The 20,740-nt window shown below is 73.0% G+C and carries 17 protein-coding genes; 8 read left to right on the top strand and 9 right to left on the bottom strand.

Going from position 1 to position 20,740, the window contains the following annotated elements; translation table 11 throughout:
* Nucleotides 1–68: 68 nt before the first annotated feature.
* The 3 genes from AB0G15_RS21140 to AB0G15_RS21130 are packed head-to-tail and all read right to left on the bottom strand — an operon-like array spanning nucleotide 69 to nucleotide 1,790.
* On the bottom strand, nucleotides 69–1,259 hold the full coding sequence (locus AB0G15_RS21140; RefSeq protein WP_362842187.1) for a transposase: 1,191 nt from the start codon (nucleotides 1,257–1,259) through the stop codon (nucleotides 69–71).
* Nucleotides 1,246–1,497, bottom strand: a complete 252-nt coding sequence (gene tnpA / locus AB0G15_RS21135; RefSeq protein ID WP_362842335.1) for an IS200/IS605 family transposase — start codon at nucleotides 1,495–1,497, stop codon at nucleotides 1,246–1,248. The genes AB0G15_RS21140 and tnpA overlap by 14 nt, the downstream gene beginning before the upstream one ends.
* Nucleotides 1,497–1,790: a transposase gene (locus AB0G15_RS21130; protein WP_362842184.1), complete on the bottom strand. Its 294-nt coding sequence runs from the start codon at nucleotides 1,788–1,790 to the stop codon at nucleotides 1,497–1,499. Before AB0G15_RS21130 ends, tnpA begins: the two co-directional genes overlap by 1 nt.
* 34 nt (nucleotides 1,791–1,824) lie before the next feature.
* Here AB0G15_RS21130 and AB0G15_RS21125 point away from each other — a divergent pair, with 34 nt between their 5' ends.
* Nucleotides 1,825–2,571 carry a hypothetical protein gene (locus AB0G15_RS21125; protein WP_362842181.1) on the top strand — a complete coding sequence of 249 codons (747 nt, stop codon included), beginning with the start codon at nucleotides 1,825–1,827 and terminating at the stop codon, nucleotides 2,569–2,571.
* 187 nt (nucleotides 2,572–2,758) lie between these two features.
* Here AB0G15_RS21125 and AB0G15_RS21120 read toward each other — a convergent pair whose 3' ends face one another.
* From AB0G15_RS21120 to AB0G15_RS21105, 4 genes are all read right to left on the bottom strand, one after another.
* Nucleotides 2,759–4,588 carry an ABC transporter ATP-binding protein gene (locus AB0G15_RS21120; RefSeq protein WP_362842178.1) on the bottom strand — a complete coding sequence of 610 codons (1,830 nt, stop codon included), beginning with the start codon at nucleotides 4,586–4,588 and terminating at the stop codon, nucleotides 2,759–2,761.
* A gap of 73 nt (nucleotides 4,589–4,661) precedes the next feature.
* Entirely contained in the window at nucleotides 4,662–6,473 is a 1,812-nt protein-coding gene (locus AB0G15_RS21115) for an ABC transporter ATP-binding protein (RefSeq protein ID WP_362842175.1), read from the bottom strand.
* A gap of 314 nt (nucleotides 6,474–6,787) precedes the next feature.
* Entirely contained in the window at nucleotides 6,788–7,120 is a 333-nt protein-coding gene (locus AB0G15_RS21110; RefSeq protein ID WP_362842172.1) for an Atu4866 domain-containing protein, read from the bottom strand.
* A 325-nt stretch (nucleotides 7,121–7,445) separates the two neighbouring features.
* Complete coding sequence (locus tag AB0G15_RS21105) at nucleotides 7,446–8,315, bottom strand: helix-turn-helix transcriptional regulator (RefSeq protein ID WP_362842169.1); 870 nt, start codon at nucleotides 8,313–8,315, stop codon at nucleotides 7,446–7,448.
* 144 nt (nucleotides 8,316–8,459) lie between these two features.
* On the opposite strand from AB0G15_RS21105, the gene AB0G15_RS21100 reads away from it, so the two are divergent.
* Nucleotides 8,460–9,290, top strand: a complete 831-nt coding sequence (locus tag AB0G15_RS21100; protein WP_362842166.1) for a helix-turn-helix transcriptional regulator — start codon at nucleotides 8,460–8,462, stop codon at nucleotides 9,288–9,290.
* Between the two features lie 233 nt (nucleotides 9,291–9,523).
* The gene (locus tag AB0G15_RS21095) at nucleotides 9,524–10,405 is read left to right on the top strand and encodes an SDR family NAD(P)-dependent oxidoreductase (protein ID WP_362842163.1); all 882 of its coding nucleotides are present in this window, start codon (nucleotides 9,524–9,526) and stop codon (nucleotides 10,403–10,405) included.
* A gap of 19 nt (nucleotides 10,406–10,424) precedes the next feature.
* Here AB0G15_RS21095 and AB0G15_RS21090 read toward each other — a convergent pair whose 3' ends face one another.
* Nucleotides 10,425–13,661, bottom strand: coding sequence for a PDZ domain-containing protein (locus tag AB0G15_RS21090; RefSeq protein WP_362842160.1), 3,237 nt, complete (start codon nucleotides 13,659–13,661; stop codon nucleotides 10,425–10,427).
* Between the two features lie 55 nt (nucleotides 13,662–13,716).
* Nucleotides 13,717–13,911, bottom strand: coding sequence for a hypothetical protein (locus AB0G15_RS21085; protein WP_362695961.1), 195 nt, complete (start codon nucleotides 13,909–13,911; stop codon nucleotides 13,717–13,719).
* A gap of 531 nt (nucleotides 13,912–14,442) precedes the next feature.
* On the opposite strand from AB0G15_RS21085, the gene AB0G15_RS21080 reads away from it, so the two are divergent.
* The 5 genes from AB0G15_RS21080 to AB0G15_RS21060 all read left to right on the top strand — a co-directional run bounded on the left by AB0G15_RS21080 (nucleotide 14,443) and on the right by AB0G15_RS21060 (nucleotide 20,702).
* The gene (locus tag AB0G15_RS21080; RefSeq protein WP_362842157.1) at nucleotides 14,443–15,429 is read left to right on the top strand and encodes an LLM class flavin-dependent oxidoreductase; all 987 of its coding nucleotides are present in this window, start codon (nucleotides 14,443–14,445) and stop codon (nucleotides 15,427–15,429) included.
* 203 nt (nucleotides 15,430–15,632) lie between these two features.
* Nucleotides 15,633–17,237, top strand: coding sequence for an ABC transporter substrate-binding protein (locus AB0G15_RS21075; protein WP_362842155.1), 1,605 nt, complete (start codon nucleotides 15,633–15,635; stop codon nucleotides 17,235–17,237).
* Nucleotides 17,222–18,217, top strand: a complete 996-nt coding sequence (locus AB0G15_RS21070; RefSeq protein WP_362842152.1) for an ABC transporter permease — start codon at nucleotides 17,222–17,224, stop codon at nucleotides 18,215–18,217. Before AB0G15_RS21075 ends, AB0G15_RS21070 begins: the two co-directional genes overlap by 16 nt.
* 2 nt (nucleotides 18,218–18,219) lie before the next feature.
* Nucleotides 18,220–19,020, top strand: a complete 801-nt coding sequence (locus AB0G15_RS21065; RefSeq protein WP_362842149.1) for an ABC transporter permease — start codon at nucleotides 18,220–18,222, stop codon at nucleotides 19,018–19,020.
* Nucleotides 19,017–20,702 (top strand): ABC transporter ATP-binding protein, encoded by a 1,686-nt coding sequence (locus AB0G15_RS21060; protein WP_362842146.1) that lies wholly within the window; start codon nucleotides 19,017–19,019, stop codon nucleotides 20,700–20,702. The genes AB0G15_RS21065 and AB0G15_RS21060 overlap by 4 nt, the downstream gene beginning before the upstream one ends.
* Nucleotides 20,703–20,740 lie beyond the last annotated feature (38 nt).

Genomic DNA, 20,740 nt, shown 5'->3' with positions numbered 1-20,740 from the left:
GTCTTCACCTCATCGGCGACAGGAGTGACGTGGTGACTCCTCCGCTCCCTGAAGGGAGCGGCTTCTCGCTAGGCCGCTTCCGCAGCGTCGCGAAGGGCAAGCCCTGCCCTGAGGATGTTGATTGCCGCGTTGGCGTCGGCGTGCGCCGTATGAGCGCACCGCTGACAGTGGAACTCGGCTTGGGTGAGACGGTTCTCCTGCGCGCAGTGCCCGCAACGCGAGCAGGTGCGGGAGGTGTTGGCGGGGTTCACCGCGATCAGCTCTCGACCGGCGCTTTCAGCCTTGTCCGCGAGGACTCGCAGGAACACCCCCCAGCCCGCGTCCAGGATGCTGCGGTTGAGGCCGGACTTTTGCGCCACGTTCCGACCCGGGGCGTCGATCGTGCCGGATGCCGAACGGGTCATGTTGGCGATCCGCAGGTCCTCATGCGCGATCACGTCGTAGGCCCGCACCAGGTGCAGGGCCGCCTTGTGCGCGCCGTCCAGACGTTGACGGCGGACCTTGCCGTGCAAAGTGGCGACCCGGGCTACAGCCTTGCGGCGCCGCTTCGAGCCTTGCTTGGTGCGGGCGAGGTCCTGCTGCGCGGCGGCGAGGCGGTCTGCGCAGGCTGTCAGGTGGCGCGGGTTGTCCAGGTGGTCTCCGTCGCTGGTGGTGACCAGCGACGCCACTCCCATGTCGATCCCGACGGTGGCGCCCGTGGCGGGCAGGGCCTCGGCGGGTACGTCGTCGCAGGCGAGGATCACATACCAGCGCGAACCTTCACGTTTCACGCTGATCGTCTTCACGGTGCCGCGTACGGGGCGGTGCTGGTGGATGCGTACGTGCCCGATGCCCTGGAGGCGGACGAACGTCGCGGTGGGGTGTTCGGGCGGGGAGTCCCACCGGCAGCCGTCGCCGTCCTTGGGCCAGGTCACCGTGTCGAACCACCCCTTGCCCTTGAAACGCGGGTAACCCGGTATGCGCCCGGCCTGGAGGCGGGCGAAGAACGCGGCGAACGCCCTGTCGAGACGGCGCAGGGTGGCCTGCTGGGAGGAGAACGACCAGCGGCCCTGACCGTCGGCGTCATCGGCGCGGATGTGCTTGAGGTCGGCCGACTGCTCGCCGTAGCGGACCGTCACGCCTGCCTTGCGGTAGGCGGTGCGGCGGTGCTCCAGCGCGGCGTTGTACAGGGTGCGGTGGTCATCCAGGCACGCGGTGAGGGCGACCTCTTGATGGCGGGTGGGACGCAGCAGGAACTTGAACGACCTACGCACGAGCACCCCCGCTCGTGGGGACACGATCGTCCTGGAGCTCGATGTAGCGCCGCACGGTATCGACCGACACCGCGCCGACCGTGGCCACGAAGGACGACCGCGACCACAGCGCGGGCAGCTGAGAGCACAGGTGCGCAAACCCGGCACGCACGTGATGGGAGGTGAAGCCCTTGAACCGGTTGGCCACGCACGACGATGAGTTCTTCGGATACGGCTTGACGAACAGGTGCACGCGGTCGGACATCACCCCAAGCGCCACGATCCGCCAGCCGTGCTCACCGCCCCGGGCGCGGACAACTCCTCCAGGCGGTCCTTCACCCGCCCACCAAGAACCGGACGGCGGTACTTCGGACACCACACCACGTGGTACCCGAGGTCGTACGCCGCACCGGGACAGGTGCGCACCTGACGAGTCACACGACCATTACAACAGCACCATCCATCCAACGCGCGACGATCGGAGATCTCCAATGCGCAGACCTGACCGGCCAGGGCACACTCGGGCCCTGGCGGCCCTCCCGCTCCCGATTCCCCCATCGCCCAAAGGCGACGGTCCCTTCGGGGGGGACTGATGGATCGACACCGCCGGCGGATCCTCCGCAGGAGAGGGGGGTGGCTGCTCGCCCTGCTCGGCGCGCTGATCGTCGCCGCGCTGGCAGGGGTCGCGGTCGCCTTCCCTTCGGTCGCCGCCACGACCTGTCCCGGCTGTTACGGAATGGAGCGGATCAGGCCGGGCCTGTACGTCGAGCCGGACCTGCCCGCGGCGCGGCAACGGCAGGTGGCGGAGGCCGTCGACGCGGCCGCCCGGCGGGTGGAGGACTTCTACGGCGGGCGCGAGAGCTCTCCCGGCGTGCTGGCCTGCGTGACCGGCGCGTGCTACCGGAGGATCGGCGGGGGAGGGGAACGGGGGATCGCGGTGCTGAGCCGCACGGTGATGCTGTCGCCGCGCGGCATCGACCCGGTGATCGCCTCGCACGAGATGTCGCACGTCGAGCTGCACGCCCGGCTCGGGTCGCGGCGGGTCCCGCAGTGGTTCGACGAGGGACTCGCCGTCCTGGTGTCCGGCGACCCGCGCTACCTGGCCCCCGAGACGGCCCGCGACCGGTGCCTGGTGGACTCGAAGGAGGCGCTGCCCGAGACTCTTGAGGACTGGCTGCGTGCCGCGAGCGCCGATCAGCGGCTCTACGCCAAGGCCGCGTGCCGGGTGAGCCGCTGGGCCGAGGCGAACGGCGGGCGGCAGGCCGTGCTCGAACTGATCGAGCACGTGGCGGGCGGCGGCGAGTTCCCGGCGGCCGGATCGGCCGGCGCCCCCTCCTGACCGCGCGAACGGGCGCGGCGGCGCCTTCCCCCGGTCCGTGAACCGCGACCGTGATCGCCGCGGCGCCGGACGGCCCCTTCCCCGGCCCGTGAACCGCGGAAGGGGCACGGCGGCGCCGGACGACGCCCCCGCCGGCCCCGACCGGCGACCGGAGGCCGCGTGCCGGGCCGTCCGCCACGCTACTTCGCTACGTCGCGCCCGATGCGCCGCTCTCCGGTCGTTCCCCGGCCTCGGTGACGCGTTCCTCGCTCCACAGCCGCCGCATCTCCGGGCAGCTCTCCAGCAGCTCGCCGAGCGGGCCCTGACCGGCGACCCGGCCACGGTCGAGGACGACGACCTGGTCGGCCCGCTCCAGCGCCGCCTGCCGGTGGGAGACCACCAGCAGCGTTCCCGGGCCGCGCCCGTCGCGGGCGGCATCGGCGATCCGGTCCCAGAGCAGCCTCTCGGTCTCCACGTCCAGGGCCGACGACAGATCGTCGACGACGAGCAGATCCGGCGCCCGGACCAGCGCCCGTGCCGCGGTCGCCCGCTGCGCCTGGCCACCGGACAGCCGTACGCCACGGGGACCGACGACCGTGTCCATGCCCTCGGGCATCCCGGCCAGATCCTCCTCGAACGCCGCGAGCTCCAGCGCCAGGCCGAGCCGGTCGTCGTCCGCGGACCTGCCCAGGAGCAGGTTCTCCCGCAGCGACTCCGAGAACAACCGGGGGACCTGGCCGGCGTACGCCGCGCGGCCGGGGACCAGGAACGTCCCCGGGTCGTCGACGGGCCGGCCGTTCCAGGTGATCGTCCCGGCGTCCAGCGGCACCAGGCCGAGCAGGGCGCGTACCAGGGTCGTCTTGCCCGAGCCGACGGCGCCGGTGATCACCGTGAACGACCCCCGCGCCACCCGCAGGTCGACCGCCCGCACGCCGCGGCCGCTCCCTTCGTGGCGCACGGTCAGCCCGCGCGCCTCGACGACCCGGAGCGGGTCGCCGTGATCCGGCGGCGACGCGGCGGGGGGCGGCTCCCGGTGGAACCAGACGTCGCGGCCGTGCGACAGGTCGCCGGCGTCCTCGTACGGCGCCATCAGCCGGGTGAGCCGTTCGGTGGCGACCGCGCCCTGGGGCAGGCGGTGGAGGATCGCGCCGATGGTGCGCGGCAGCGCCGTCAGCCATCCGACATAGGTGGTGAACAGCGCGAGGTCGCCCACCGTGAAGTCACCACGGCGCATCGCCGGCGCGCACAGGAGCAGTACGAGACCGGTGCTGATCTCGACGGCCGCGCCTGTCGCGGCGGCCGGCATGTCGGTCGCCAGCCGATCCTTGACGGCGGCGTCGCGCCGCCCGCGGTTGTGCTCGCGCAGCCGCTCCAGCACCGCGTCCTCGGCCCCGGCGGTCTTGATCGCCAGCACGCCGCCGAAGGTCTCGCCGATGTGGGCCGTGACGGCCGCGCCGAGCACCCTGGCACGGTGGTGCAGCCGCCGGATCACCTCGTTCAGCAGCCGGCTCAGCGCGCCGACCGCGATCATCGGCACCACCAGCACCAGGGTGATGACGGGATCGACGGAGGCCATGACGACCAGGGCGGCGCCGCCGAAGAGAGCCGAACCGGCCAGCGGGACGCTCTCGTCGGTGAGGTTGACCAGATCGCTCACGTCGTCGCGGAAGCGGGCGACCGCCTCGCCCGGCGAGTGCGGCAGCCGGGTCGCCGCGGGCCCGCGCGCGGTGAGGATCGAGCGCAACGCGTTGGCCCTCAGCAGGGTCGCGGCGGCGGTCCACCAGTAGACCCCGTAGGACCACGCGACGACGAGCACCAGGCCGCGGACCACCTCCACGCCCACGAACGCCGCGCACAGCCACAGCGACTGCTCCAGGCTCGCGGCGCGTTGCCCGCCGATCTGGTCGAAGAGCCGCTGCAGCACCAGCCCGCCGGCGAGCGGGATGACGCTGACCGGCATCCACAGCAGGGCGCCGATCAGGTAGCGGCGCAGGTCGAAGCGGGCGAGGCGGGTGGCCACCAGCATCACGGGCCTCATCGGACGACCTCCGGGGCGTCCGGCGTCGCGGGCCTCGGCGGAGCGCCCCCGAGGGCATCGGGCGTCGCGGGTCTCATCGGAGGACCACCCCCGCGGCGTCCAGCATCCGGGCGAACCGGCTCCGCGGGTCCGCGACGAGGTCCTCGCGGTGGCCGTACTCGACGACCCTGCCCCGGTCGATGACGGCGATCTTGTGCACCCGTGACAGGGAGGAGAGCCGGTGCGCGATGAGCACGCCGGTCCGGTCGGCGAGCAGCCGGTCGACGCTCGCCTCGACGCGCCGCTCGGTGGCCGGATCGAGCCGGCTGGACGCCTCGTCGAGCACGACGAGCCCGGGGTCGGTCAGGAACGCCCGCGCCAACGCGAGCAGCTGTGCCTCCCCGGCCGAGACGCCGCTTCCCCGGCCGCTTCGCGAACCGCCGCCCAGCTCGGTGTCGAGCCCGTCGGGCAGGGCGGCCAGCCAGTCGCCGAGGCCGACACCGGCCAGGACGGCGCGCAGCCGGTCGTCGCCGGCGAGTGGCCGAAAGAGGGTGAGGTTGTCCCTGACGCTGGCGGCAAAAAGCTGCACGTCCTGGGTGACCACGCACATCCGTGCGCGTATCGACGCGGGATCGACGTCCCGCAGGTCCAGCCCGCCGACCCGGACGATGCCCTCGGTCGGGTCGTACAGGCGCAGCACCAGCCGGGCGACGGTCGTCTTGCCGCTACCCGTACGGCCCACCAGGCCGAGCGTCTCGCCCGGCGCCAGCGTGATCGTGACGCCGGACAGGACCGGCTCGTCGTCGGCGTACGCGAAACCCACGTTTTCGAGGCGCAGGGCGAGCGGCCCGGACGCGGGCAGCGGCAGCGGGTCGGCGGGCGCGGGGAGCGTGCGCCGCTCGGCCAGCAGGTCGCCGATGCGCGCGATACCGGCCAGCGCCGCCTGGTACCGCCTCAGCTGGTCGATCAGCCGCTCGAACGGCACGCGCACCATCTGCGTGTACTGGAAGAGCAGCACGGCGGTGCCGACCGTGAGCGTCCCGGACTCCCGGGTCCACACGGCGAGGCCGAGCACGATCGCCGTACCGGCCGCGAACGCCACCGCCGTGCCCGCGAGGATGCCGGTCCCGATCCGCGCGTCCCGGAACTCCGCGCGGTACAGGGTCGCGGAGGCCCGGTGGAACCGGTTCACGACGTGCTCCCCGGCGCCGTTGGCCCGGATGTCCTCCACACCGGCCAGCCGTTCCTCGAGACCGCCGAAGAGCGCCGCGCTCTGCGCCCGCGAGCGGGTGGCCGACGGTACGGCCAGCCGCTGCGCGCGGGCCATGCCGAACCCGATCAGCGCGCAGTACGCCAGCAGCACGCTGCCGAGACGCGCGTCGACGGTGAACACGACGACGAGCACCCCGGCCAGGAGCAGGAGGCCGACCACGACGTCCAGCAGGAAGGCGACGACGAACTCGGCCACGGCGACCACGTCGCCGTCCACCCGCTCGATCATCTCGCCGGGTGTGCGCCGGCCGTGGCAGGCCATGTCGAGGCCGAGCGCGTGCTCGGCGAGCCGCTCCCGCAGCCGGTTCGTGCCGTCCCAGGCGAGACGGCTCGCCAGCCAGGCGGTGGCCATGCGGGCGGCCTGCCCGGCGACGGCGAGAGCGAGGTAGCCGAGGGCGATCAGCGTGAGGTGGCGGGTGCTCGCGCCGCCGATCGCGTCGTCGACGAAGCGACGGGTGAGCTGGGGCGCCGCCAGCGGCAGCGCCGTCGCGGCGGCGACGGTGGCGGCGAGGGCCACGGCGGAGCGGCGTCCAGGGCGAAGGTGGCGCAGGACGGCGCGCCGGGCGGAGCCGCCGGGACCGGGAGCGGAGTACCGGGTGAAGGTGTCGTGGGTGACGGTGCCGGGAGCGGTCATCGGCCGGACCCGCCCCCTGCCGCGCGGCGGGTCTCACCGCCGATCGCGTCGGCGGCCCCGGTGGCGTGGAGCGGCCGCTCGGTCAGGCCTGTCTCAGCGGCGTCTCCACGCGCCGAAGCCCCTGGGGTGAGCGTTCTCACTGAGCGTCATGTCCTTTGGATAGGTGAGAGTTCCCTTCTGGATGAACATGAACGCTTCGCGCATTTCCTTCTCCTCGATCGATCGGCCGTCACCGGCAGTCCAGCAGAGGGCCACCCGGGAGGGCAACCGATTTGCCGGCCGGCGGAGGCCGGGGAGGACGCGGCCGGCGGTCCCTACCGTTCCCGGTGGAGCACGAGGTGTTCGTGGTAGAGCACACCGTCGCGGACGTCGCCGGTGGCCGTGAAGCCGGTGTCGTCGACGTAGTCGATGTGATCGCCGGTGACGGTGTAGCGGCCGGTGTAGGCACGTTCGCGACCGTCGCGCTCCTCCTCGTACCGGCCGTCGGGCAGGAGTTCCTGCCGGATGCGGCCGTCGGCGGTCACCCACATGCCCACGTGGGGATGGCCACCGGTGTCGCGGGCCGGCGCCCTGCCGGGCTCAGGGCCGGAACACGCGGTGGTCAGCATGGTGAGCACGCTGAGCGCGAACAGCACGTTCGGTTTCATGGGAGGGCCTTCCTGGTCGGAGCCGTGGAATGTTCCGGGCGGGGCTCATCGGCCGGCCCTCCCTCGAGAGCGGGAGCGGGTGAGGGGCCCGGCGGCCTGGCGGTGCAGCCGGCCGGGTTGCGTGCCGGCGTTCGCGGGGCCTTCTCTCCGTCGTCGCGGCGCGGGGCCGACCGCTGACAGGTCCGAGTCTGTCCAGTTCGCCCGGAGGGAAGAAGGCCGCCGGTTTCCTGGGAGTGTCACACCCAGGAAGACGCGGGTCCCCGCCGGAGCTCGTGGCGGCCGGCACCGGCGTTCACCCCGCCCAAGACCCCGGCCCCGGACCTCGTCAGAGTCCCTCTCGGCCGTTGAGGCCCCGCGCCCGGCGTTCGGCGAGGTCGGGTGCGGCCAGAGTGCCGAGCAGAGCCAGCGCCTCCGCCGACGGGGAGCCCGGTTCGGCCTGGTAGGTGACCAGGCACTGGCCGGGCGTGCCGGCGACGAGGAGGACCTCCCTGGCCAGGCGGAGCTCGCCGACCTCCGGGTGGAGGAGGCGGGCGCCGCGGCGCGGGACCGGGCCGGACGCTCGCCCGGCCCACAGGCGCCGGAACGGCGGGCTCTGGACGGACAGCTCGCCCACCAGCTCCGTCAGGCGCTGCTCGCCGGGCGCCGTGAGCACGGTCTCGCGCAGCTCGGCCACGGCGGCGCGGGCGGTGGCGTCCCAGTCACGGAAGAACTCTCGCCCCGCCGGATCGAGGAAGATCATGCGCAGCAGGTTGTCGCCGCGGGCGAACCGGCCGTGCAGCGCGCCGGCGAGCGGGTTACGCGCCAGTATGTCCTGCGACAGGCCCAGCACGTACGCGGGGACGTCCGTCCAGCCGCCCATGAGCCGGAGCACCTCCGGGGCCACGCGCTCTCTGCGCGCCGGGCGCCGGCGGCAGGCGGACGGGTGGGCCAGCCGGTGCAGCTCGGTCGCGGCCGGCTCGTCCAGCCGCAGCGCGCGGGCCAGGCTCTCCACGGTCTGCCGGGTGGGATGGAGCTCACGTCCCTGCTCCAGGCGGGTGTAGTGGCCGAGGCTCAGGCCCGCGAGCCGGGCGACCTCCTCCCGGCGCAGCCCGGGCACCCGGCGGCGGCCCTGCGCCCGCAGCCCCGCCTGCTCGGGGTGCGTCGACGCGCGGTGGCCACGCAGGAACTCTCCCAAGGTCGTGTCACGACCGTTCATGGAATCGAGGCTAGACGAGAGGGCCGGCCAAGGGATCGCCACAGCCAGGGCGTACTTTTCCTAGGAAAGTCCCCATGGGTCGGTCATGTCATAGAAAACCCGGAATTCATCATCTAATCTGACAAAATGCCCCAAAGTACACCCTTGGGGGAGTTTCTGCGCGCCCGTCGCGAAGCTCTCACACCACAGGACGTCGGCCTGCCGGAGTACGGGCGCCGCCGGGTGAAAGGGCTGCGCCGCGAGGAAGTGGCGATGCTGGCGGGCATGAGCAGCGACTACTACGTACGGCTCGAACAGGGCCGGGAGTCGAGCCCGTCGCCGCAGGTGGTCGAGGCGGTGGCACGCGCTCTCAGCCTGGACGAGGAGGCAGCCGAGCACCTGCGCCGCCTGGTCCAGCCGGCCGCCCGGCGTCGAGACGCCGCCGATGACCATGTCAGCCCGCAGCTGCTGCGGCTGATGGACGGCTGGCCCACCTCGCCGGCGTTCGTGCTGGGCCCCGCCCTGGACATCCTGGCCGCCAACACGCTCGCCACCGCCCTTCACGAGGGGTTCACCGCCGGCAATCTGGCCCGCATGGTGTTCACCGACCCCGCGGGGCGGGAGTTCTACCGGGACTGGGAGCGGGCCGCGCACTCCTGCGTGGCCGAACTGCGGGCCGCCTACGGCCACGACCCGGAGTCCGCGCGCATCAACCGGCTCGTCGAGGAGCTCAGCTCGGCCAGCCCCGCGTTCGCCGATCTGTGGTCCCGCCACGAGGTGAAGCCGAAGACGCAGGAGACCAAGCACCTGAGACATCCGCGCGTGGGCGACCTGGACATCCAGTTCTCCGCCTTCACCGTCAACGGCGCGCCGAACCAGCAGCTCGTCGTCTATCAGGCCGAACCCGCCTCGGCGACCGCGGCCGCCTTCGAGCGGTTGCGCTCATCGGCCGTGCGGGAGACGGAAAGACCGCTGCGGGCCCGCCAGGCGACCTGACCGCCCGCGCGGACCGCCTCGAGGGAGCTTCGAGGGGGTTTCGAGAAGGTTTCGAGGGGCAAGGCGGCACGCCCGCGCGGGCTCCACCCGGTGTTCCCTTCCCAGGTTTCCTGGGTGGGGAACTCCCAGGAAGACCCTGACCTTCCTCCCCGTGTGCGACCTGCGCAGACTCGAATCCGTCAGTGGCGGGAAACGGATCCGCCAGGACCCACGAAGGAGAAGGACACGACATCATGGCCATCTGGTTCATCACCGGTGCCTCCCGCGGTCTCGGCGCCGAGATCGCCCGGGCCGCGCTCAGGGGCGGGGACGACGTGGTCGTCGCCGTGCGCGACCCCGGCAGGCTTCCCGAGGACCTCAAGACCTCTGGCCGGGTCCTCGCCGTCACGCTGGACGTCACCGACGGCGTCGCCGTCCCCGCCGCGGTCCAGGCCGCGACGGACCGCTTCGGCGGCATCGACGTGCTGGTCAACAACGCCGGCCGCGGCCTGCTGGGCGCCCTGGAGGAGATCGGCGACGACGAGGCGCGCTCCCTGTTCGACCTCAACGTGTTCGGCCTGATCAACATGACCCGGGCCGTGCTGCCCGGCATGCGCCGTCAGGGCTCAGGCAAGATCGTCAACATCGGTTCGCGAGCTGGTTTCGAAGGCGAGCCGGGAGTCGGCCTGTACAGCGCCTCCAAGTTCGCCGTCGCCGGTGTCAGCGAGGCTCTCGCCGCGGAGATGGCGGCTTTCGGAATCCAGTGCATGGTCGTCGAGCCCGGCGTGTTGCGCACCGACTTCCTGGACGCGAGCTCGCTGTCGCTGGCGAGGGAGCGGATCGCCGACTACGACGGCACCCCCGCGCACGCCACCCTGGACTGGGCCCACGACACCAACCACGCGCAACTCGGCGACCCGGCCAAGGCCGCGGCCCTGATCCACGAGGTCGTCGGCCAGGACACCCTGCCCCGGCACCTGTACCTCGGGCCCGACACCATCGAACGGATCCAGGTCAAGCTCGAACAGATCTACGACGACCTGAACACCTGGTGGGAGAAGTCGACGGCCATCGCACGCGACGACGCCGCGTGGCCCGCGGCCGGCCGGCCCTCGACGCCGGCGTACGGCCGATGATCACATCGGTCCTGCCCGTCTAGCGGGGCGGCAGGCGCGGCACCACGAGCCGGGGCCTGGCCGCCGCGTTGGGCGTGTGGGGCGGCTGGAGGACCAGGCGTTCCTTGGCCGCCTCGATCGCCCGGTCCAGCTGGGTGTCCACCCCCGCCGCGTAGTCCTGCGGGGTGATGTCGACCTCGATGTCGGGATCGGTGCCGTAGTTCTCCACCCGCCAGCCCACGTCGTCGAAGGCGAAGGAGAACTCCGGCTGGGTGGTGACCGTGCCGTCGGCCAGGTGGTGCCGGGGCCAGATGCCGATCACCCCGCCCCAGGTGCGCTTGCCGATCAGGGGACCCAGGCCCAGCAGCTTGAACGTGTGGCTGAAGATGTCGCCGTCGGAGCCGGCCCACTCGTTGGTGATGGCCACCATCGGGCCGCGCGGCGACTCGTCGGGGTAGGGCTCGGGCACGCCCCAGCGGGGGTAGTCGTAGCCCAGGCGGCGCCGGGCCAGCTTCTCCAGCAGCAGCGCCGACACGTGGCCGCCGCCGTTGAAGCGGACGTCCACCACGAGGGCCTCGCGGTCGTACTCGGCGAGGAAGCCCCGGTGGAACTCGGCGTAGCCCTCGGGGCCCATGTCCGGGATGTGCAGGTAGCCGATCCGGCCGCCGCCGAGCTCGTGGCAGCGGGCCCGGTTGGCCTCCACCCAGTCGCGGTAGCGGCCCGGCTGCTCGTCGCCGATGGCCCGCACGGTGACGGTCCGCCGCTCGTCCCCGCGCCGGACCGTCAGCTGGACCTCCTGGTCGGCCTGGTTGACCAGCAACTCGTCCGGGCTCGCGTCCGCGCCGACGGGCTGGCCGTTCACGGCCAGCACCGCGTCACCCGGCCGTACGTCCACCCCGAGGCGGTTGAGCGGCGAGGTCGCCTCCGGGTCCCAGCGGTCGCCGCCGACGATCCTCGCGATCCGGTAGACGCCGTCCGCGAAGGCCCAGTCGACGCCCAGCTTGCCCTGCCGGTAGTGCGGCCGGGACCGGTAGGCGCCGCCGCTCTCGTAGGCGTGGGAGGTGCCCAGCTCGCCGAGCAGCTCCCACAGCAGGTCGGAGAACTCGCCCCGGGTGGTGACCCGGTCGACCAGCGGCAGGTAGCGGCGGTAGACGTCGTCCCAGTCGAGCCCGGCCATGTCCTCGGTCCAGAAGTTCTCCCGCTGCAGCCGCCAGGCCTCCCTGAACATCTGCCGCCACTCCGCCTCGGGCCGGATGGAGACCTTCACCCTGGACAGGTCCACCCACCCGCTCGCACGGCCGGGCGCGTCGTCGTCCTCGGGCTCCTCGCCCGCCTTGACCATCCGCAGCCGCTTGCCCGACTGGTAGAGCAGCGTGGTCCCGTCGCGGCCGAGCGCGAACTCCGACACGTCCCCGACCAGGGTCTCCTGCTTCTGCTTGGCGAAGTCGTAGACGTGCAGGGTGCCGTCGGAGGAGTCGGCGTAGTCGTCGCCCAGGCTGCCCTCGACGGGGAAGGTCAGGTAGACGGCCTTGCCCTTGATCCCGGCGATGGCGTCGTAGCGTCCCTCGGGGACGGGGAAGACGACGACCCGGTTCTCGATGCCGTCCAGGTCGATGACCACCTCGGGCGGCCCGTCGCCCTCGCCCTCGTTCTCGCCGCCGTCGTCGCCGTCACCGTCGTCGTCATCGTCGTCCCCCAGCGGCCGGGGCTCGGGGACGAAGGGCGAGGTGACGTCGGCGCGGAGCGCGATCGCGTAGGGGCGGGAGCCCAGGGGGAAGCTCAGGTCGAAGTGGAGCTCGTCGTAGACCGGGTTGAAGACGCGCCGGCCGATGAAGTACAGGTAGTCGCCGCCCGGGTCGAAGGCCGGGCGGGCGTCCCACAGCACCGGCCGGGTGGCCAGGAACGTCTCGCCCGTCTCGACGCGGCACAGCTTCACCGCCGTCGTCTGCGCGGTGTCGCGGCAGGCGTACGCCAGCCAGCGGCCGTCCGGGGACCAGGCCAGGTCCTCGATCGCGCCGAACCTGCTGGAGTCGATCACCCGGCCCCGCGCCCGGTCCTCCTCACCCGTACGGCCGGAGACCCCGCCGGTCGCGGGGCCGGGCGCGAGGTCGACCAGGATCAGCTCGTTGCGGTGGTTGGCCACCGCGACCAGGTCGGCCACGGGGGAGACCTCCAGCTCGATGGCGCGGCCGGTGTCGAGGTGGTCGAGCCTGGCAGGTTCGACGGTGCCGTCGGCGGTGAGCACCGTCAGCACCTCGCGGTCGCCCTCGTCGCTGGCCGCCGCCACCAGCCGCTCGCCGTCGTTGAGCCAGTTCAGCAGCCGGTACCGCACCCCGTACAGCGCCCCGTGCTGGCGCACCGGACCCTCCCAGGCGGCGAAGGAGAACGCCTTGCCGCGGGTGGTGACGGCCAGGCCGACGCCGTCGGGGCTTAGGGTCGCGCTGTCCAGGAAGTCCTCGGCCGAGGCGAAACGGCGGTTGCGCTGGGTGCGCGAGCTGCGCAGCCGCACCTCGATCGGGCGCGACTCCCCGTCCTCCACCAGGTACAGCTCGGCCCCGGCGTGGTAGACGAGCCTGCGGCCGTCGCCCGACAGGTTGCGGGCGTAGTAGTCGGTGTGGTCGGAGTGCCTGCGCAGGCCGCCGCCGTCCGCGTCGCAGGAGTAGACGTTGCCGACCCCCTCGTGGTCGGAGATGAAGTAGACCCGGTCCCCGGTCCAGCAGGGCGAGGCGAGGTTGCCGGGCAGCGCGGTGAGCCGCCGGAACCGCCCGTCCTCGCCGGTCTCGATCCACAGGTCGCCCATGGTGCCGCCCCGGTAGCGCTTCCAGCGGGCGGGGTCGGCGGTGTTGCGGCCGAGCACGATCCGCGGGCCGTACGAGATGGTGTTGGCCGGGCCGTACGGCAGGCGCTCGGGCACCCCGCCCGGCTCCACCCGGTGCAGCCAGGTGCGCCCGTCGAAGGGCTGGCCCTGGTCGCTGGCGTAGACGACGCCGCCGCGGGGGTCCCAGCCGGTGACGCTGGAGCGCGCCCCGTGGTAGGTCACCCGCTGTGCCGCGCCGCCGTCGGCGGGCATCACGTAGACCTCCTCCGGCCCCTCCTCGCGGCCGACGAAGGCGAGCAGGTCGCCGTCGGGGGAGAAGCGCGGATATCCGGCCTCGGCCACCCCGGCGGTCAGCCGGAAGGCCCGCCCGCCGCCGGCGGTGACCATCCACAGGTCGTCCTCGGCGGCGAAGACGACCATGTCACCGAAGATCGTGGGAAATCGAAGGTAGGCGGGCATCGTGTCACTCCATGATCGGGTGACCGGGTTTCACCCCGGTCACCCGATCATGATTTCACGCCCTCGGCGGCTGGGCGGCCCGCGCGCCCTGGTGGGCGGGCCCCGTCTCCGGCACCCTGGCCTCGGGCTGCCCGGACTGTTTCTTCGCTTCCTTCGCCGAGCGTGTCGCCTTGATCGCGGCCTTCTTGCTCTTCCCCGAGCCCTTCGCGGCCTTGTTCTTGGAATCCTTGGTGTCCTTGGAGTCCGTCATCGTTTCCCCCGTTGTGCTTGATGGACGATGCCGTTGATTAGGCATTCAAAGAGGTTTAGTACCCTTTGCAGGCATCAATCATCCACGTTAGGTGATGTGGCGAACGCGGAGAGTAGCGGGACGGCGAGGTGGGTCAGGGCCTGTTCGCGAGCACGGCCGGCGCGGTGAGACGGCGGGTGAACGTCGATCCGACGATGCGCCGGGCCCGCCGGCGTGCCGCGGGGGCCGCCGGCCGGATGGTTCGTCGCTCGCTCGGTGCTGCTTCGGCGGGCGTCGTCAGCGTTCCGGCGCGGAAGGCCGGCGTGCCGGCCGGTCCGCGCGCCCTGGGGTGGGAGCCGGACCCGGGCGGGGACGGCGTGGTGCCCGGCGGGGCGCGCCGCGGGTTCTCCCGCGGTACGCGGCCACTGTGCGGAACCGGCGTTGACAAGCTGAGGCATCCTCGATTTAACTTGCGGACATAACATGAGGAAGCCTCCGTATGTGCGCGAACAGCATGCCTCCGCATGTGCGAACAGGATGAAGGAGAGGGCATTGCCTGAGGGAATCGCGGTCTCGGTGCACGACACCGCGCCGGTCTGGCGCGGCGACACGGCGGGTGACGCGCTGCGCCGTTCGATCGACCTGGCCAAGGCCGTGGAGGCGCTCGGTTACCGGCGCCACTGGGTGGCCGAACACCACAACACGCCGGCACTGGCGGCGTCGAGCCCGGCGGTGCTCGCCGGGCCCATCCTGGAGGCGACCTCCAGCATCCGGGTCGGCTCGGGCGCGGTGCTGCTGCCGAACCACTCGCCCCTGGTGGTCGCCGAGCAGTTCGGGGTCCTGGCCGGGCTCTACCCCGGCCGGGTCGACCTGGGACTCGGGCGCGCCCCGGGCGGCTCGGGCGAGGTCGCGGCCCGCCTCGGCGACCCGCGCCGGCTGGACTTCGGCGACGCGCTGAACGAGCTGCGCGAGTACTTCGCCGGGGGCAGCGGCGGCGTGCGGGCGATCCCGGAGGCCGCGATCCCGCCCGAGCTGTGGATGGTGGGCTCCAGCGCCGGCAGCGGCGCCTACGCGGGCCGGGCGGGCCTGCCCTACGTCTACGCGCACGCGATCGTGGGGGGCGGCGCCCCCGAGGCGCTCGACACCTACCGGCGGGCCTTCCGGCCCTCGCCGTGGCTGCCCGAACCGCACGCGTGCGTGGCGGCGATCGTCGTCGCCGCGGACACCGACGAGCGGGCGTACCGGCTGGCCTCCTCCTTCGTGTTCGGCCAGATCCTGATGCGCACCGTGGACCCGGCCACCGTGCTCCCCACCGAGGCGGAGACGGCGGCGCACACGTTCACCCCGCAGGAGGAGCGCTTCCTGCGGGAGCGGATCGAGCCGCAGTTCGTCGGCTCCCCGGACAGGATCGCCCCCCGCCTGGCCGGGCTGCTGCGGCGGACCCGCGCCGACGAGCTGTTCGTGCTCACCCAGGTGCCCGACCACGCCGCCCGGATCCGCTCGTACGAGCTGCTCGCCAAGATCGTCTCATCCCTGTAGGCCCGCACGGGCCGGTGCGCCCCGGCACCGGCCGGCGCCGTCCCCCGCCCGCGTTCAGTCCGGCTTTAGAACCGCCGAGCGCTGTGTGTCCAGCCGGAGAACCGCTTCCGGCGCGAGCCGACGTCTGAGCGATGAGGATGAGGATGGGCGCTGCTACGAGGTCCCGGTCACGTAAGCCTGCCACCACGGCAGGGGCCGCCGCGTTGACGCTGGCACTGGCACTGGCCACCGCATGCTCCGCCGGCGCGGACGGCGCCTCGACGGGGGGCGCGAGCCCCACCGGGGAGCCCAGGAACGGGGACACGCTGCGCCTGGCCGTCGAGAAGGAACCGGAGTGCCTGGACCCGCACCAGAGCCCCACCGAGTCCGCCCGGGCGCTCACCCGGCCGATCCTGGACTCGCTGGTCCACCAGGACGCCCGGGGGAGCATCCGTCCATGGCTGGCCACCGGCTGGAAGGTCTCGCCGGACCGGCTCGTCTACACCTTCGAACTCCGCCAGGGCGTGACGTTCACCGACGGGGAGGAGTTCGACGCCCAGGCGGTGGTCGACAACCTCGAGCACGTGGTGGACCCGAAGACGAAGTCGCTGCTCGCCGGCAGCCTGCTCGCGGCCTACCGGTCGGCCAGGGCCGTCGGCCCCTCCACGGTCGAGGTCAGGCTCAAGCGGCCCGACTCGGGACTCCTGGGCGCGCTGGCCCTGCCCAACCTGGGCATCCAGTCCCCACGCACGCTCAAGGGCTCCCCCTCCGCGCTGTGCGCGAAGATCGTCGGAACCGGCCCGTTCCGCAGTGACACGGGGCTCGTGCCGCAGAAGGGCATCGACTACGTCAGGAACACCTCCCACACCTCGCCGCCGGAGGAGCGCCAGGGCCAGGTGCGGCTGGACCGGATCGAGGTCAAGGTCGTGCCGGACAACACGGCCCGGCTGGGCGCGCTCACCAGCGGCCAGGTCGACGCGGTCACCGCGCTGTCGCCGACGAGCCTCAGCACGGTCAGGAACCTGCCCGGTTTCACCGTGCACTCGACGCCGTACCCCGGGATCAACTACAGCTACTGGCCGAACACCGCGAACGGCCCGCTCAGCGACGTGAACGTGCGCAAGGCGCTGCGCGCCGGCATCGACTGGGGACAGATCGTGAAGAACGTCTACTTCGGGGTGTACCAGGGGGCCCGGGGCGTGCTCTCGGCCGGCACGCCCGGCTACGACGGCTCGCTGGCCCGGGCCTACGCCCACGACCCGGCCGGCGCGGCGCGGCTGCTCGACCAGGCCGGCTGGACCGGCCGCGACGAGGCCGGATACCGGACGAAGGACGGCAAGCGGCTGACCCTTCGCCACATGTGGTCCGACGGGTCCGTGGCCAACCTCGCCACGCAGGTCCAGTCCGCCGCCAAGCAGCTCGGCGTCGAACTGGTCGAGGAGAACCTCGACGGCGGGACCTTCGTCAAGCGCCTGCTGGACGGCGACTACGAACTGATCGACACCAGCTTCTCCGCGCCCGGACCGGACGTGCTGCGCGTGCTGTTCGGCGCGGACAACATCCCCACGCCCGAGCGCGGGATCAGCAACAACATGGCACGCTACGACAACCCGGCGGTGGAGGCCGGCTTCCGGCGCGCGCTCGACGCCGAGGACCAGGCCGGGCAGCACCGCGCCTACGCCGAGGTGCAGAGGCGCGTCACCGAGGACGCCGCGGTCCTGCCCGTCTACTCACCCCTGTCCACGGTGACCGTGCGCGACGGCGTCCGGGAGATCGGCTTCAACGCCGACGGCACGCCCGACCTGTACGGCGCATGGCTGGCCTCCTGAAGGCGCCCGCGGCCGAGGCGGCGGCCGCGGGCCCCCCACGCCGCCGCACCGGCCCGGCGCGTCTCGTGCTGGTGCGCGTGGCCGCCTCGGCCGCCGTGCTGTGGGGAGCGGTCACGGCGACGTTCCTCCTGCTGCGGGTGATGCCGGGCGGCACCGCCGACGTGCTGCTCGCCCGCTCCTCCGTGACCCCGGAGGTGCGCGACCGGATCATCGCCGACCACCGGCTCGACGACCCGCTCGCGGCGCAGTACCTGGCCTACCTCGGCAGGATCGCGCACGGGGAGTTCGGCGAGTCGTACGTGCTGCGCAGGCCGGTGTGGGACGCCATCGGATCCCAGCTGCCCCACACCCTGCTGCTGGTCCTGGCGACCCTGCTGGTCACGCTGGTCGCCTCCGTCCTGCTCGCGGTGGCGAGCGCGAACCGCCGGCGGTGGGTGCGGTCGTCGTTCTCCGCGGGCGAGTCGCTGGTGGTGGCGCTGCCGCCCTTCTGGCTCGGGCTGCTGCTGCTGACGGTGTTCTCCTTCAACCTGCGCTGGTTCCCGGCCATCGGGACCTCCTCCCTGTCCGGTCTCGTGCTGCCGACCGCCGCGCTGGCCGCCGGGCCGGTCGCGGTGATGACGGGGGTGCTGCGGGACGGGCTGCTGCGCGCGCTGGAGGACCCGTTCGTGGTGACCGCCCGCTCGCGGGGCATCGGCGAGCTCGCGCTGCGCCTGCGGCACGTGCTGCGGCACGCGCTGCTGCCCGCCACCACGCTCCTGGGCTGGATCGCCGGCTCGCTCGTCGGAGGCGCGGTGATCATCGAGATCGTCTTCTCCCGGCAGGGAATCGGCCGGCTGGTGCTGTTCGCGGTGCAGAACAAGGACATGCCGGTGGTGATCGCGATCGTGCTGCTCACCGCGGCCGTGTTCGTGCTGGTCAACATCGCGGTCGACATCCTCGTCTGGATGATCGACCCCAGGACGCGAGAGGCGGTGAGCTGACCATGGCCAAGAGCTTCTGGCCCGGGGCGATCGTGCTGGCGCTGCTGGCCGTGGCGGCGCTCCTGCCGTCGCTGTTCACCGGGACCGATCCCGACGCGGCGGACCTGAACGCGACGCTGCGGCCGCCGAGCGGCGAGCACTGGATCGGCACCGACCAGAACGGCCGGGACCTGTACGCCAGGATCGTGCACGGAGCCGGCCCCTCCCTGCTGATCGGCGCCGGCGCGGTCGGGCTGGCGCTCGCCGGGGGCGTCCTGGTCGGGGTCGCCGCCGCACAGTTCGGCCGGGCCGTGGACCAGGTGCTCAGCAGGTCGCTCGACGTGACCCTCTCCGTCCCGGGCCTATTGCTGGTGTTCCTGGTCGTCGCGGTGCTGGGACCCGGCGGCGGCCCGGCCAGCGTGGGCCTGGCGGTGATCTCCCTGCCGGGCTTCGCCCGGGTGACACGCGCGGAGGTGATCAGACTGCGCGGAGCGCACTACGTCGAGGCGGCCCACGGGTTCGGCTGGTCGCGCGCCCAGGTGGTCCTGCGGCACATCCTGCCCAACGCGCTCGGCCCGGTCATGGCGCTGGCGACGGTGACCCTGGGCGCGATGATCGTGGCGGGCTCCTCGCTGAGCTTCGTGGGCCTCGGCCCCCAGCCGCCGACCGCGGAGTGGGGCGCGATGCTGGCCGACAGCCAGGAGTTCCTCGCGATCGCCTGGTGGCCGGCGGCGTTCCCCGGGATCGCCATCACCGTCGCGGTCCTGGCCGTCACCGCCGTCGGCGGGCACCTGCAACGGCGGATCGAACGGGGGCGGACATGAGCCCGGCCTCCGGGGACGCGACGGACACGAGCCCGGCCTCCGGGAACACGCGGGAACTGCTCTCCGTCCGGGACCTGGCCGTCCGCTTCCCGGCGGGCCGCGGGCACGTCGACGCGGTGCGGGGCGTGTCCTTCCGGATCGACCGCGGGCAGGTGGTGGCGATCGTCGGTGAGTCCGGCTCCGGCAAGAGCGTCACGGCGCGCAGCCTGGTGGGACTGGCCGGCGACGGCGCCGACGTGCGGGCCGGCGAACTCGCGTTCGGCGGGCTCGACCTGCGCCGGGTGCGGGGCCGCCGCTGGCGCGCGCTGCGAGGGCGGCGCATCGGCTTCGTCCTGCAGGACGCCCTGGGCTCCCTCGACCCGCTGCGCCGCGTCGGCGCCGAGGTGGCCGAGCCCCTGCGCGAGCACCGGATCGTTCCCCCGAAAGAGATCGGCGACGAGGTCGTACGGCTGCTCGGCTCGGTGGGCGTCCCCTTCCCCGAGAGCAGGGCCCGGCAGTACTCGCACGAGATGTCGGGCGGGCTGCGGCAACGCGCCCTGATCGCCTCGGCCCTGGCCGCGCGGCCCGACCTGCTCATCGCCGACGAGCCGACGACGGCGCTGGACGCGACCGTGCAGCGGCAGGTGCTCCGGCTGCTGAGCGAGCGGGCGGGCGACGGCACGGCGATCCTGCTCGTCAGCCACGACCTCGGTGTCGTCGCGGAGATCGCCGACCACGTGTACGTGATGAAGGGCGGGCGGTTCGTCGAGGACGGCCCGACGCGGAAGGTGCTCCAGGCGCCGTCCCACCCGTACACCAGGACCCTGGTCGCCGCCGCGCTCGGGCGGGGCCGCGGGGCCGCGCGGGGGGCGGGCACCGCGCCCGCCGCACCGGACCCGGACCCCGCTCCCGGACAGGTGGTGTTGCGCGCCGGCGGGCTGGTCAAGAGGTACAGGCTGCCGGGCAGGGGCGCGTTCACCGCGGTGGACGAGGTGTCGGTCGAGGTACGGGCCGGTGAGACGCTCGGGATCGTCGGCGAGTCGGGGTCGGGCAAGACGACCGTGGGCCGGCTGCTGCTGGGACCGGTCGCGCCGGACGCCGGCCGGGTCGAGGTCGACGGGCGGCCCTGGACCGGGCTGCGCGGCCCCGAGCGGCGGACGGCCCGCCGCCGGGTTCAGATGATCTACCAGCACCCGCTGGCCTCCTTCGACCCCCGCTACACCGCCCGGCAGCTCCTCGAGGAGCCCCTGCGGGCGGAGGGCGTCCCCGGCGCCGCCGAACGCGCGCGGCGGGTGGCGGAGCTGCTGGAGCACGTCGGCCTCGGCGAGGGGGTGCTCGGCCGGCGGGCGCGGGAACTGTCCGGAGGACAGCGGCAGCGCCTCGCCATCGCGCGGGCACTGGCCCCGCGACCGGACGTCATCATCTGCGACGAACCGGTCTCGGCCCTGGACGCGGTGATCCAGGCACAGGTGCTCGACGTCCTGGCCGACGTCCAGGAGAGGCTCGGCGTGGCCTACGTATTCATTTCCCACGACCTGGGCGTCGTCCGCCGGATCAGCCACGAGGCGGTGGTGATGAAAGACGGGAAAGTGGTCGAGTCCGGCGACATAAGAAAGGTTTTCGAAGCCCCGGAGCACCAATACACAAAGACCCTTCTAGATGCGGTTCCCCGGTTCCACCGGGCCGGTCCCGTCGATTCATGAGCAATTCTCAACCCGCACTTCGGCCTCAAGACGGTCCG

The organism is Streptosporangium sp. NPDC023825 (assembly GCF_040639575.1).
Classification (GTDB): Bacteria; Actinomycetota; Actinomycetes; order Streptosporangiales; family Streptosporangiaceae; genus Streptosporangium.
This window is presented reverse-complemented; position numbering and strand designations above follow the sequence as displayed.